We start from the raw sequence: 13596 nt of genomic DNA on the forward strand, positions 1-13596 counted from the left end.
GCGGTGGCGCTGGTCGGACCCGGCCAGTACTCTCCACAGTGGACGGTCCGGCGGGCTGGGTGGGTCCGCCGGAATGCATATGAACCCTTGTGGGGTGCGCGTGCACATTCCCGAAGAAGACCGCACCGCCAATCGACGCGCGGCCGTACCGCCGAATGGTGGTCGGTCGCCGAAAAATGCGGCTTACACTGCAGAGGTGACCAGGGGGACCGTCGTCGTCACGGGCGCCGCGGTGGCGTGGTGCGCCTTCGTCCTGATCACCACGCTGCTGCCCGACGGCCCGGCGCTCGCCCCGACCGCGGTGTACCTGCCGGGCTTCCTGGTCCTGCCGGTGGTGACCTACACGCTGCACCGGGCGCGCGAGAACGCGCTGCTGTGCGTGGCCCACGTGCCGTGGCCGGTGCTGGTGGCGGGGTCCGCCGTGGCCGTGATCGGCTGGCTGTTCTCCTGGGGCGGGCTGGTGGGCAGGCCGGGCACCGAGACGCTGAGCGCGGTGGCGGGCCTGGTCATCGTGCTGCACGTGGCGTTCGGGCTGATCGCGATCGGACTGGCCCGCACCGACTACTGAGCGCCCGCCGACCGCCTCGCCGACCGCCTCACTGCCCGGCGGGCAGCCGCAGCGCCTCCTCGGCCACCGCGGCCAGCACCGGGTCGGCGGGGTCGGACCCGTCCCGCGCCCACACCGCCTGCGCCACCCGCACCTTGGCGCCCTTGGCCACCACCCGGATCGCCGAGCGGTCGAACGAGCTCGGGCCGCCCTCCCAGGACTTGCCCTCCTTGACCAGCGCGGTGATCCCGCCCGTGCCCGCGGCCGAGGCCAGGCCGTGCAGCTCGGCGGCCCGCGCCGGGTCCGGCAGGCTCAGCTCGGCCACCGCCACGCCGACCGCCCGCCCGTCCACGGCGGTCTCGTACTGCGCGCGGCGCAGCTCGGCGCACTCGTGGTCGGCCAGCCACGCCTGCACGTCGCCGAACGCGTGGGCCGCGCAGTCCTCGCTCAGCGCGGCGCCCCTCGGCGTGAAGTTGCGGCCGTCCACCACCACGGTGGTCGGCTCCGGCGGCGCGTCGGCAGGCGGCGAGGCGTCCGAGGCGTCGCCGGAGGACACCGCCACCACGATCGCGACCAGCGCCAGCAGCCCCGCCACGGCCACCGCGGCGATGGGCAGCCACTTGCGGCGGCGCGCCGCCGCGGGCCCCACCTTGGGCAGCAGCATGGTGCGCGCCGAGGCCAGATCAGCGGCCGCGTCGGAGAAGCCCTCGGCCCGCAGCTCGGCCGGGCCGGGCGGGGAGCCGGTGGGCGCGAGCACGGCGATGAGCCTGGCCGCGTGCTCCACCGAGCACGGCCGGTCGCTGGTGGCCAGCTCGCGCGCGGCGGCCAGCAGCGTGGTCGGCTTGGGGTGCAGCACGCGCAGGCCCCGGTTGAGGTCAGCGGTGGGCTGCACGACCTGCCCCACGTACGGGCCGACCGCCACGACGGTGGTCACCGGCAGCGGCTCGCCGCGCATGTCCTGGATGCGCCGGGCCACCGCGGTGGTGGCCGTCAGCGCCTCGGCGGCCGGGCTGACCGCGCCGTCCGGGCGGATCAGCGGCCAGCCGTCGGTCTTCCACCGGTCGCCCAGCGGGGCCTCCAGCCGCACCGCGGGCTCGGGCAGGTCCACGCCCACCACGACCAGCACGCCGCGCGGCAGCACGACCACCGCGTCCAGCGGGCGGGGGCAGCCCGGCGGCTGGACGCCGAGCAGGGCCACGCCGCCGAGCACGGAGCCGCCCGCGCCCCAGGCGGTCAGGGCGGCGCGCACGTCGGCGCCGACCGCCGAGGGCTCGGTCCCCAGCCTGATCAGGCGCACGCGATCACCCCGTTCCACACGATCGGACACGGTATCGCCGTCCGCCGGGACGCGACGGCGGACCTGGGCGGTTCGTGCGATCGACACGGGTGACCACCGTCACCAGGGGCATGTGCCCATCACCCGACGGTGTCGTTTGACCTCGGAAAGTGACCCGGCGGTCCGCCGCTTGGACCGTTGAGCGGCACATTAGGGTCGAAAGTCCTGTATCCGCCCACCCGAGTGATGCACGTGCTGGTTCTTCTGGCGGACTTCTCCCGCAGCGGGCAGAATGACCAAGTCGGGAATTCGCAAGATCGTCCGCTGTCGAGAGGTCGTAGGGGAAGACGTCCCTCGTCGAGTAGCGGAGGTCAGCTGTGAGCACCCGTGGCAGCACCAGTGGCGTGGTCTACGTCCACTCGTCGCCGTCTGCGGTCTGTCCGCACGTCGAGTGGGCGATCTCGGGCACCCTCGGTGAGCGAGTGGACCTCAGGTGGGCGGCGCAGCCCGCGGCGCCAGGGCAACTGCGCGCCGAATGCGCCTGGACCGGCGAAGCCGGGACGGGCGCCCGACTCGTGGCCGCGTTGAGGGCGTGGCCGATGCTCCGGTTCGAGGTCACCGAGGACCCCAGTCCCGGTGTGGACGGCGTGCGCTACTGCTTCGCGCCGGTGCTGGGCCTGTGGCACGCCCGGACCAGCGCCAACGGCGACATCGTGGTCTCGGAGGACCAGCTGCGCGCGCTGGCCGCCCGCAGCCGGGGCGGCGAGTCCTTCGCGCACGGCGTGGACGAGATCCTGGGCGCGGCCTGGGACGACGCCCTGGAGCCGTTCCGCAGGGCGGGCGACGGCGCGCCGGTCACCTGGCTGCACCGGGTGGGCTGAGCCCGCCGGTCGGCTCAGCCGGTCGGCTCAGCCGGTCGACGCGGGCTGCCAGGCCGCCATCAGGTCCGCGTAGGCGGGCGAGGCGGCCAGCAGCTCCTCGTGCGCGCCCAGCAGCGCGGGCCCGCCGTCCATGACCAGCACCCGCCGCGCCCGCAGCGCGGAGGACAGCCGGTGGGCGATCACCACCAGCACCCCGCCGCGCGCGGCGAACGCCTCCTCCACGCGCGCCTCGGCCGCCGCGTCCAGGTGCGAGGTCGCCTCGTCCAGCACCACCACCTCGGCCGGGGACGCGTGCACCCTGGCCGCCGCCAGCAGCTGCGCCTCCCCCGCCGACAGCCCGCCGCCCGCGTGGCCGACCGCCCCGTCCAGCCCGCCCAGCCGCCGCACCACCCCGGCCGCGCCCACCGCCTCGACCGCGCGCAGCAGGTCGGCGTCGGACGCCTCGGGGGCCAGCAGCGCCAGGTTCTCCCGCACGGTGCCGGTGAACAGGTAGGTCTCCTGGGGCACCAGCGCGATCCGCCGGTGCCGCACCGACGGGCGCACCAGGTGCACCGGCACCCCGCCGAACCGCACCTCGCCCGCCTGCGGCGCCACCAGCCCGGTCACCAGCCCGGCCAGCGTGGACTTGCCGATGCCGCTGGGCCCCACCACGGCGAGGTGGTCACCCGCCCGCAGCACCAGGTCCAACCCGCGCACCACCGGCTCGGCGCGCGCGCCCCAGCCGAAGGTCGCCCCGCGCAGCTCCAGCCCGCCGCCGGACGGCTCCAGCCCGCCCGGCGGGGCGGCGGGCGGGGGCGCGGCCTCGGCCAACCGGCGCAGCGCCACCACCAGGCGCAGCACCACCGTGCTGGTGGTGTCGGCCAGCCGCCGCAGCGCGGGCTGCACGCTCGTGCTCAGGTACACCACCGCGCCGAGCACCTCGCCCGCGCTCAGCGCGCCCGAGGCCACCATGCCCGGCGCGACGACCAGCAGCAGCACCAGGGGCGCGAAGCCGCCCAGGGTGATCACCACCCCGCGCAACGCGCTCGCCCACGCCATCCGCACCGTCGCCGCCGCCTGCCGGTCGACCCGCTCGCCCACCTCGGCGGCGGCGCGCGCCGCGCCACCGCAGGCCACCACGTCGCGCAGCCCCAGCAGCGCCGCGCCCGCGACCTCGGCGGCGTCCTCGTCGGCCAGCACCAGCTCGCGCTGCCCGCGCGCCAGCGAGGGCAGCAGCAGCCCGAACAGCACCAGCGCGGCCACCACCGGCAGCACCACCAGCCAGGCCAGCTCGGCCACCGAAGTGGCCAGCCCGACCAGCGCCGCAGTCGTGGTCACCAGCAGCGCGCGCGCCTGCACCAGCACCCCCGCCGTGGCGTCCCGCACGACCTCCACGTGCCGGGTGATCCGGGCGACCGCGCTCGCGTCGGGCAGCCCGCGGTGCGACCGGCCGTCGTGCAGCACACCGCGCACCACGGCGGTCACCAGCGCGTCGCGCATCGGCTCGACCACCCCGCCCAGCCGGGTGAACACCTGCCGCAGCCCGAACCCGCCGAGCACCGCGACCAGCGCGAACAGCACCAGCCACAGCACGCCCGAGGGCACGTCGCCCACCGCGAACCCGCGGTCCACCGCCAGCCCCACCAGCCGCCCGCCCAGCAGCGCGGGCACGCCCTCCACCACCGACCAGCCCAGCAGCACCGCGACCTCGCGCTTGCGACCCGCCAGCGCGCTCCAGTAGGCGTTCACCCGAACACCGCCCGGTACTCCGCGTCCCGCCACAGGGCGGAGTGCGGGCCGACCGCGCGCACCCGCCCGTCCTCCAGCCACACCACGGCGTCCGCCCGCCGCGCGGTGGCGGCCCGGTGGGTGACCACGATCCGGGTGCGCCCCGGCAGCGCCGTGCGCAGCGCGCGTTCCACGGTGGCCTCGGTGACGGTGTCCAGGCTCGCCGTGGCGTCGTCGAGCACCAGCACGTCCGGGTCGCGCACCAGCGCCCGCGCCAGGCCCAGCCGCTGCGCCTCCCCGCCGGACAGCGGGGTGTCGGCCAGCGGCGTGCGGTAGCCCTCGGGCAGCCGCACCACCACGTCGTGCACCTGGGCGGCCCGGCAGGCCCGCTCGACCCGGTCGGCGTCGGCGGTCGCGCCGTGCTCGAAGACCCCGTACCCGACGGCGTCGGCCACCGTGGCGCCCAGCAGCGCGGGCCGCTCGAACGCGCACCCCGCCGAGCCGCCGCGGCGGACCTGCCCGGACGAGGGCGTCACCACCCCGCCGATCACCGCGGCCAGCGACGACTTCCCCGCCCCGGAGCGCCCCACGACGGCGAAGAAGGCGCCGGCGGGCACGGTCAGGTCCACGTCGTGCAGCGCGTCGGGCACGCACACCCCGCGCAGCCGCACCTCACCCGGTGGCGCCGATCCCGGCGGCACCACCTCGGGCACGGGCACGGCCAGCACCTCCTCCAGCCGTCGCGCGCTCGCGCGGGCGCGTTCCAGCGCGGTCAGCACCGCCGCCTGCCCGACCACGGCCATGCCCAGCGCCACGTAGCCCAGCGCGGCCAGCACGTCGCCGACGCTCAGCCGCCCCGCCACCACGCCGAACCCGGCGGCGGTCAGCACCGCCAGCTCCACCGCGGGCAGCAGCAACCCGGCCCGCCAGATCATCCGCGCCTGGGTGCGCCACATGCCCACGCCCGCCAGCGCCAGCCGGGGCAGCGGCCGCAGCACCCGGTGCGCCTCCTGGTCGGCCGCGCCCGCCGCGGCGATCGTGCGCAGCCCGCCGACCGCGTCCACCAGCCGGGCCGACAGCTCGCCGGAGACCTCCTGGTAGGTGGTCACGTCCTCGGCGGTCAGCCGCAGGTGCGAGCGCACCAGCAGCAGCGCGGGCGGCACGCTGAGCAGGAACACCGCCGCCAGCCGCCAGTCCAGCAGCGCCAGCGCCAGCACCGCGCCCGCCGCGGTGAGCACCGTGATGCCCAGGTTGACCAGCAGCACCGCCACCCCGCCCGCGATGGCGCTGTCCCCGGTCAGCCTGCTCACCGCGTCCCCGGCGGCGAACGGCGACGGGTGGCCCAGCGCCAGCAGGTGCTCGGCCAGCCGCCGCCGCAACCAGCTCGCCCCGCGCGCGGTCAGCGACGCGGCCAGCACGACGCCGACGGCGTCGCCCACCAGCTCGACCCCGGCCAGGCCCGCGAGCGCCAGCACGGTGCCCGCGTCCAGCCGCCCGGTCAGCGCCGCGTCCACCGCCCGCGCCAGCGCGGTGGGCAGCAGCAGCCCCGCCGCGGTGGCGACCAGGGCGTTGATCCCCAGCAGGAGCCACCGCGGGTCGCGGCGCACAACGGTGCGGAGCAGCATTCCGTCCTCCAGGGAAGTGGGCGCATCATGGGGCGAGGGCCCGACGGCCCCACCGAGTGGAGTCGGTGGGTGCCGTCGGACCCTCTGCGTGGCCCGCTGAGCGGCGCACTTCGCCTGCGCCGCTCAGCGGGAGGCCCTCTTCAGGGTTTTCAGCAGGCCAGCAGGCTCACGGTGGAGTGGCTGCAGGGCAGCAGCAGGCTCGCGTTGGAGGCGGTGGTGCTGCCGCCGCCGCCGCTGCTGCCGCCGCTGGCCATCGCGTTGGACTGGGCCTCGGGGACCTCGAGGTCCTGCAGGTCGAGGATGAACTCCATGACTACTCCTCTTCGGGGATCGAACGGGGTTGTGCCCACCGGCCCGTGCGGGCCGGAGCTCTGAGGAACGGCAGCGCGGGGACTCCGTCCACGGCGGCGGCGATGGCGAGCAGCACGCCCGCGCCACCGGTTTCGAGGTCCATCGACAGCCGTCGCAACTGGATGCCGGGGAAGGCCACCCCGCCCTGGTGCGGCACGGCGTGCCAGGCCAGGGCGGACAGGTGCTTGTCGACCGCGGCGCGCGGTCCGCCCGCGTGGACCAGCGCGGCCAGCAGGCCCGCCCGGCCCAGCGCGAGCGCGGGGTGGATGACGAACTCGCCGGTGCAGGCGTCCACCAGCTCGGGCAGCCGCCCGACGACCGGCCGGTCCGGCGCGACCACGGCCAGCTCGTTGAGCGCCAGCGCGATGCCCGCGCTGCCGACGCCCACGTAGGGCAGCGTGCGGAAGTTGCCGTCGCGCACCTGCGTCGAGCCGTCCAGCGCGGTCATCGTCTCGGCCAGGTCGCGCTCGACGGCGCGTTCGGCCAGGTCCAGCCAGTGCCGCTCGCCGGTGTGCTCGAATAGCCGGGTGAACAGCAGCGCGGGCCCCGACCAGCCGTGCAGCAGGCCCGCCCTGGCCTTGCCGCCGGGCGGCGCGGCCTGCGCCAGCGCGGTGGCCAGCCGCTCGCCCAGCTCGACCGCCCGCGCGGCGTGCGCCTGCTCGCCCCGCGAGTCGGCGAAGTGCAGCAGGTTCAGCGCGATGCCGGACAGGCCCGAGGCGAGCCCGTGGTCCCGCGTGCCCGGCAGCAGCGCGGCGTAGGAGTCCACCAGCTCGCCCGCCAGGTCGTGGTGGCCGAGGTTCTCCAGCACGTGCGCGATGCCGTGCGCGCCGGTGAAGAAGCCGGGTTCCTTGGGCGGGTCGCGGCGCACCGCCTCCAGCAGCCACCGCTCGTGCTCGGGGTAGCGGCCCTGGCCCGCGACGTCCAGGGCGTGCAGCACGCCCGCCGCGCCGTAGGCGAAGCACGCGCCGCCGACCTCGAACTGCTCCACGTCGCCGGGGAACAGCCGGTCGTGGCGGTGCGGCGTGGCGCTGGCCAGGATCGCCGCGGCGATGGACTTGCGCACCACCGCCCAGTCCGGCTCCGGTTCGTCCAGCGGGGTGGCCGCCGGTCCTCCGGGCGCGGCGTCCCTGGGTTCGAGCACCTCCACGATGCGGGCGCAGTACTCGCGGGGCAGCCCGAACCGCTGCTCGATGAACGCCACGTGCGAGCGCAGCTTCACCGGCGAGAGCTCGACCACCGCGTTGAGCGGCAGGAAGACGTAGAGGCGCAGCGCGGCCAGCGCGTGCTCGTCGATCTCGAAGCCCTCGCGGTCCGGCGGGGCCTGGAAGCCCGGCGCGCCCAGCGTCGGCCTGCGGCCCTCCTCGATCCCGGAGGCCAGTTCGAAGTCGATCAGCGACACCGAGTCGTCGGTGTCCACCAGCACGTTGAGCGGGTGCAGGTCGCCGAACACCACGCCGCGCTCGTGCACGGCGGCGAGAATCCGCTCGACCTCGCCGACCAGCTTGAGCGCGCGCTGCGCGTAGGCGGCCAGCGCCTGTTCGTCGACCCGGTGGTGGGTCAGCGGGTAGTGCCGGCCCAGCCACTGGCCCAGCGGGATGCCCGGCACGTGGCTCATGGCGACGAACTCGTGCTCCCAGGCGGTGAACCGGTCGAGCACCGCGGGCACGCCGGGCACCCCGGCCAGGCGGGTCAGCACCCGGTGCTCGCGGACCAGCCGGGCGACCGCGTCAACGTTGTCCCGGTCCAGGCCCGCGTGCGGCCTGGCCTCCTTGAGCACCACCCGCGCGCCGTCGGACTCGCGCTCGGCCAGGTACACGCCGCCGCCGTTGGAGAAGTGCAGCGAGCTCAGCACGTCGTACGAGAACGAGCCCGCGTCCCCCGCGCGGCGCGCGGCCAGGTGCGGCTCCAGGCAGGCGGGCAGGGCCACCCAGTCGGGGGTGGAGAACGTCGGCTTGCGGCGGTCCGGGACCAGCGCGCCGTCGGGGCCCTCGATGGCCAGCACCCGCTTGCCGTCCTCCTCCAGCCACTGCTCGACGAACCCGCCGTAGCGCACGTGCAGCGGGCCCGCTCCGTAGCGCAGGTCGCTGAGGATGTAGGGGCCTGCCTGGCCCCGCAGGACCTCGGACAGCTCGCGCAGCGTGCTCTCCAGCTCCGCCTCGTCGGCCGGGTAGACGGTGATCAGCTTGCCGCTGCCCTCCCTCGGCGCGTATTTCGAGTTGCGCGCCAGCACGATCGACCGGGTGCGCAGGTACTTGAAAGGAATTCGCTTCGGGACCAGGTGCTCGAAGGTCTCCAGGAGCACTCGCGCGGCGTTGAGCACGGTCGCCGAAACGTGGATCTTCCAGCCCTGCTTCGGCAGTCGGACGCCGTCCGGGTGCAGGTGCCGCCAGATGTTCCTATCGGTCTCGGTCCAGCCTTCCGGCAGGGCCGGGAGGATGTGCGAGAAATCGTCGTCAGCGGTTTCCGACGGACTTTGCACGTCGTAGAAGTGACGGTCCGCGAAGCAGTAAGCCTCGTAGCGGAGATCCATCGGAATTCGCCTCCCTGGACTTTCGACCGGCATATTTCCGCACGTCGCAGCCTGCTGGGCCAATCCGCCAACCAGGGGAAGTTGCCCCAACCGTTAGGGCGGGGTGAGCGGGGTCGACTCCTACTGTCGGTGTTATACGCGGTGTGCTGATCACTCGAAAGAGGTGTTTAAAGCATATCGGACAGGTGAAAAAGATGTTCGCCCGCTAAACGGCACTGTTCAGTTCAGCGGGATGTGCGCGGCTCAGCTGCGGATTCAACGGCACCCCCTGCGAGGGTGCCCGGAAAGCTACTGTCAGTGGGTCCGCGGCGTTGTCGGACGGCAACGGCACCATTCGGTTCCGAGTACGTCCGGGAGGTGCCGCAAATAAGCGCCCGGAACCGGGTGGTGGTGCTGCTCCGGGGGGACGCCGCGCCGGGTCGGCTGCGCGGGGCGCGGGCGCTGTGGCACTCTCGTCGCGTGTCGCCCCGCCTGCTGCTGCCCGTGGTGCTCGTGGTCGCCGCCGCCTCGGTCGGCGTCGGGCTGCTCGCCAGGGACCTCTACCACCGCCCCGCCGTGGCCAAGGCCGACCAGATCGCGGTGCCCAGCTCCGCGCCCAGCTCCGTGCCGCGCAGCGCCCAGCCCGGCGACCCCACCGTGCGGCTGTCCGTGGACGCCGCGCAGCACCCCGACGGCGCCCGCGTGCGGACGGTGCTCCAGGAGTTCTTCGACGCGATCAACGCCCACGACTACGACCGGTGGAGCCGCACCGTCACCGCCGAGCGCTCCACCACCACTCCGCGCTCGCTCTGGATGTCGGACTACGAGAGCACCCGCGACGGCACCATCCTGGTGCACCGGGTGGAGAGCGCCGCCGACGGCAGGCTGCGCGTGCTCATGACGTTCACCAGCGTCCAGGACATCGCCAAGGCCCCGGTCGGCATGCAGTCCGACTGCATCCGCTGGCGCGTGGTCTACCCCCTCAAGGAGGAGGGCGGGGAGCTGCGGGTGGACTCGGTGGGCGTCAACGGCTCCTCCTCCCAGCTCCAGCCCTGCTGACGCGAGGAGGGGGCCGCCCGGTCCGCGGGCGGCCCCCTCCTCGGTGGCGTGGGAGGTCAGGCCTGGGTGAAGACCAGCGAGACGTTGTGCCCGCCGAACCCGAACGAGTTGTTCACCGCGGCGACCAGGTCGATCTTGCGCGGCTCGCCGGTGACCACCTCCAGGTCCACCCTGGGGTCCTGGTTGACCAGGTTCAGCGTCGGCGGCACGATGCCGTCCCGGACCGAGAGCAGCGTGGTGATCGCCTCCACCGCGCCGGACGCGCCCAGCAGGTGGCCGTGGTTGCCCTTGGGCGCGGTGAGCACCGGGTGCTCGCCGATGGCCCGGCGCACGGCCAGCGGCTCGATCACGTCGCCCACCGGGGTGGACGTGGCGTGGCAGTTCACGTGGCCGACGTCGGCGGGGTCCACGCCCGCGTTGCGCATCGCCGCGGCGATGGCCCTGGACTGGCCGAGGCCCTCCGGGTCGGCCGCGGTGATGTGGTGGCCGTCGGAGCTGGTGCCGATGCCCGCGAGCCTGCCGTAGACGCGCGCGCCGCGCGCCCTGGCGAACTCCTCGCGCTCCAGCACCATGATCCCGGCGCCCTCGCCGAGCACGAAGCCGTCCCGGTCGACGTCGAAGGGGCGGGAAGCCCTCTCGGGGTCGTCGTTGCGGGTGCTCATGGTCCGCGCCTGGATGAAGCCCGCCATGGTGATGGTGGTGATGCACGCCTCGGCGCCGCCCGCCACGACCACGTCGGCCTCGCCCGACCTGAGCATCCGCCACGCCCACGCCAGCGCCTCCGCGCCCGAGGCGCACGCCGACACCGGCGCGTGCACGCCCGCGCGGGCCTTGAGGTCCAGGCCCACGTGCGCGGCCGGGCCGTTGGGCATCAGCATCGGCACGGTCAGCGGCGAGACCTTGCGCAGGCCCGCGGACTCGATCAGGTCGTCCTGGTTGAGCAGCGTCATCGCGCCGCCGATACCCGTGCCGACCACCACGCCGAGCCGCTCGGGGTCCACCCCGTCCTCGCCCAGCCCCGCGTCGGCCCACGCCTGCCGGGCGGCGACCACCGCGACCTGCTCGCACCGGTCCAGCCTGCGCGCCTCGACCCTGGGCAGCACGTCGGTCGGCTCGACCGCCAGCTGCGCGGCGATCTTCACCGGCAGCTCGAACCGCTCCACGAAGTCGGCCGTGATCGGCTTGACACCGCTGCGGCCCGCCAGCAGGGCGTCCCAGGTGGAAGTGACGTCGCCACCGAGCGGGGTGGTGGCACCCAGCCCGGTGACGACGACGTCGTTGCCAGTGGTCATGCGCTGGCGGCGATGTACTTCACCGCATCGCCCACGGTCTTGAGGTTGGCCAGCTCGTCGTCGGGGATCTTGACGCCGAACTTGTCCTCGGCCTGAACCGCGATCTCCACCATGGACAGCGAGTCGATGTCCAGGTCGTCCACAAAGGACTTGTCGGCGGTCACGTCGTCGGCCGCCACCCCCGCGACCTCCTCGACGATCTCGGCGAGCCCCTTCTGGATGTCCTCGTTGCTCACTGGAAGTCCCTTCCTTCTCCACGCTCCGCCGGCTGGGCTGTCCCACCGGGGTCTTGATGTGTCACGGGCAACGGACGACCTGTCCCGCGTAGGACAGCCCGGCGCCGAAGCCGACCAGCAGTGCCACGTCCCCGCTGGAGATCTGGCCCGCCGCGCGCATGTGGTCCATGGCGAGCGGGATCGACGCGGACGAGGTGTTGCCCGATTCCACGATGTCGCGCGCGACGAGCATGTCCTCGCGCGCGCCGTTGGCGCGCAGCCTCTTGGCGATGGCCTCGATGATGCGCAGGTTCGCCTGGTGCGGCACGAACACGTCCACGTCGGACAGCGTCAGGCCCGCCGCCTCGACCGCCCGCTGGGCGACCGGCGCGATCTGGGTGGTGGCCCAGCGGAACACCGACTGGCCCTCCTGGAAGATGAACGAGTTGCGGTCGGCGATGTGGATGGTGTCGACCAGGTCGCCCGCGCTGCCCCAGGCCACCGGGCCGATGCCGGGCTCGTCGGCCGGTCCCACCACCGCGGCGCCCGCGCCGTCGGCGAAGATGATCGCGGTGGACCGGTCCACCGGGTCCACCCAGTCGGTGAGCTTCTCCGCGCCGATCACCAGCACGTGGTCCGCGCTGCCGCTGCGGACCATGTCCGAGGCGGTGCCCAGGGCGTAGCAGAAGCCCGCGCAGGCGGCGTTGAGGTCGAACGCCGGGGCGGCCTTGACCCCGATCCGGTCGGCGACCTGCGCCGCGGCGTTGGGGATCGGCGAGGGCATGGTGCAGGTGGCGACCACGACCGCGCCGATGTCCGAGGGGGACAGGCCCGCGTCGGCGACGGCCTTGGCGCCCGCCTCCACGGCCATGTCGACCAGCTTCTCCTCGGGCCGGGCGAAGCGGCGGTTGACGATGCCCACCCGCTCGCGGATCCACTCGTCGGAGGTCTCCATGCGCTGGGCCAGGTCGTGGTTGCTGACTACGGTGTCGGGCTGGTAGCTGCCCAGGCCCACGATGCGGGTGCCCGCGCGACCGGCAGGGGTGGCGAAGGTGCTCACGCGTCGGCCTCCGTCCGGTTCGCGCTGATCAGCTCGACGACCTGGTCGACGTGCTCGGGGGTCTTCATCGCCACCGCGGGGGTGCCCTTCAGCTCGCGCTTGGCCAGTCCGGTCAGCGTGCCCGCGGGCGGCAGCTCGACCACGGCGGTCACCCCGCGCTCGGCCATCGCCGCCTGGCAGGAGTCCCACCGCACCGGGCGGGTCACCTGGGAGACGAGCCTGCGCAGCACCTCGTCGCCGTCGGTCAGCACCGCGCCGTCGGCGTTGGACAGCAGCGGCAGCACCGGGTCCTTGACCACGACGCCCTCGGCGCGGGCGCGCAGCGCCTCCTGCGCCGGGGCCATGTACTCGGTGTGGAACGCGCCCGCGACCTGGAGCTTGCGCACCTTGGCGCGCTCGGGGGGCTGCTCGGCCAGTTCGTCCAGCGCCGCCAGCGGACCCGCGGCCACGATCTGGCCCGCGCCGTTGCGGTTGGCGCCGACCAGGCCCAGCTCGGCCAGGCGGGCCAGCACCTCGTCCTGCTCGCCGCCCAGCACCGCGGCCATGCCGGTGGGCGTCAGCGCGCAGGCGGCGGCCATCTCGGCGCCGCGCACCGCGGCGAGCGCCACGGCGTCGTCGCAGCTGAGCGCACCCGCGACGGCGGCGGCGGCCAGCTCGCCGACGGAGTGCCCGGCCACCACGGTGTCCGAGGGCAGCTCGACCCGGCGGCGCAGCTCCTCGAACGCCAGCAGGGCCAGCGCCACCACCAGCGGCTGGGTGATCGCGGTGTCCTTGATCTCCTCGGCCTCGGCCGTCGTGCCCAGCCGCACCAGGTCCAGCCCGGTGGTCTCCGACCACGCCTCGACACGCTCGCGCGCCCCCTCGACGTCGAGCCAGGGGGCGAGCATTCCGGGTGCCTGGGACCCCTGTCCAGGGGCGAGGAGCGCGATCACCCGCTCACTGAACACGGTGACCGGCGTCCGCCGGGATGCCGCCGCACACGAAACGACAGGACTCGGTTTGTAGGGTTCCGACAATCGCGACTCGGCGATGAACGTCGAAGGACGTCAGGTGTTGTCGGAAAGCGCCCATACC

Annotated in this window: 12 protein-coding genes; 3 read left to right on the top strand and 9 right to left on the bottom strand. The window is 74.6% G+C overall.

The window, feature by feature from the left end; genetic code table 11:
* Positions 1 to 196 precede the first annotated feature (196 nt).
* Complete coding sequence (locus tag JOF41_RS02560; RefSeq protein ID WP_209615815.1) at positions 197 to 568, top strand: hypothetical protein; 372 nt, start codon at positions 197 to 199, stop codon at positions 566 to 568.
* A 28-nt stretch (positions 569 to 596) separates the two neighbouring features.
* Here the strand turns inward: JOF41_RS02560 and JOF41_RS02565 are convergent, their stop codons facing one another.
* Positions 597 to 1844: a hypothetical protein gene (locus JOF41_RS02565; protein ID WP_209615819.1), complete on the bottom strand. Its 1248-nt coding sequence runs from the start codon at positions 1842 to 1844 to the stop codon at positions 597 to 599.
* Positions 1845 to 2200: 356 nt separating this feature from the next.
* On the opposite strand from JOF41_RS02565, the gene JOF41_RS02570 reads away from it, so the two are divergent.
* The gene (locus JOF41_RS02570; RefSeq protein ID WP_189222002.1) at positions 2201 to 2704 is read left to right on the top strand and encodes a DUF3145 domain-containing protein; all 504 of its coding nucleotides are present in this window, start codon (positions 2201 to 2203) and stop codon (positions 2702 to 2704) included.
* 27 nt (positions 2705 to 2731) lie between these two features.
* On the opposite strand, the gene JOF41_RS02575 is transcribed toward JOF41_RS02570, so the two are convergent.
* From JOF41_RS02575 to lanKC, 4 genes are all read right to left on the bottom strand, one after another.
* The gene (locus JOF41_RS02575; protein WP_209615822.1) at positions 2732 to 4432 is read right to left on the bottom strand and encodes an ATP-binding cassette domain-containing protein; all 1701 of its coding nucleotides are present in this window, start codon (positions 4430 to 4432) and stop codon (positions 2732 to 2734) included.
* Complete coding sequence (locus tag JOF41_RS02580) at positions 4429 to 6036, bottom strand: ABC transporter ATP-binding protein (protein ID WP_209615824.1); 1608 nt, start codon at positions 6034 to 6036, stop codon at positions 4429 to 4431. Before JOF41_RS02580 ends, JOF41_RS02575 begins: the two co-directional genes overlap by 4 nt.
* Positions 6037 to 6185: 149 nt before the next feature.
* Positions 6186 to 6347, bottom strand: coding sequence for a SapB/AmfS family lanthipeptide (locus JOF41_RS02585; RefSeq protein WP_209615827.1), 162 nt, complete (start codon positions 6345 to 6347; stop codon positions 6186 to 6188).
* 2 nt (positions 6348 to 6349) lie between these two features.
* Entirely contained in the window at positions 6350 to 8917 is a 2568-nt protein-coding gene (lanKC, locus tag JOF41_RS02590; RefSeq protein ID WP_209615830.1) for a class III lanthionine synthetase LanKC, read from the bottom strand.
* Between the two features lie 387 nt (positions 8918 to 9304).
* On the opposite strand from lanKC, the gene JOF41_RS02595 reads away from it, so the two are divergent.
* On the top strand, positions 9305 to 9955 hold the full coding sequence (locus JOF41_RS02595; protein WP_209615833.1) for a hypothetical protein: 651 nt from the start codon (positions 9305 to 9307) through the stop codon (positions 9953 to 9955).
* 56 nt (positions 9956 to 10011) lie between these two features.
* On the opposite strand, the gene JOF41_RS02600 is transcribed toward JOF41_RS02595, so the two are convergent.
* From JOF41_RS02600 to JOF41_RS02615, 4 genes are all read right to left on the bottom strand, one after another.
* Positions 10012 to 11247 carry a beta-ketoacyl-[acyl-carrier-protein] synthase family protein gene (locus JOF41_RS02600; protein ID WP_189221997.1) on the bottom strand — a complete coding sequence of 412 codons (1236 nt, stop codon included), beginning with the start codon at positions 11245 to 11247 and terminating at the stop codon, positions 10012 to 10014.
* A complete protein-coding gene (locus JOF41_RS02605) occupies positions 11244 to 11483 on the bottom strand; it encodes an acyl carrier protein (RefSeq protein ID WP_189221996.1) in 240 nt (79 codons plus the stop codon). Before JOF41_RS02605 ends, JOF41_RS02600 begins: the two co-directional genes overlap by 4 nt.
* Positions 11484 to 11544: 61 nt before the next feature.
* Positions 11545 to 12522, bottom strand: coding sequence for a beta-ketoacyl-ACP synthase III (locus tag JOF41_RS02610; RefSeq protein WP_189221995.1), 978 nt, complete (start codon positions 12520 to 12522; stop codon positions 11545 to 11547).
* Positions 12519 to 13469, bottom strand: a complete 951-nt coding sequence (locus JOF41_RS02615; RefSeq protein WP_307867195.1) for an ACP S-malonyltransferase — start codon at positions 13467 to 13469, stop codon at positions 12519 to 12521. The genes JOF41_RS02610 and JOF41_RS02615 overlap by 4 nt, the downstream gene beginning before the upstream one ends.
* Positions 13470 to 13596: the final 127 nt, after the last annotated feature.

The sequence above is a fragment of the Saccharothrix coeruleofusca genome (assembly GCF_017876325.1).
GTDB lineage: Bacteria > Actinomycetota > Actinomycetes > Mycobacteriales > Pseudonocardiaceae > Actinosynnema > Actinosynnema coeruleofuscum.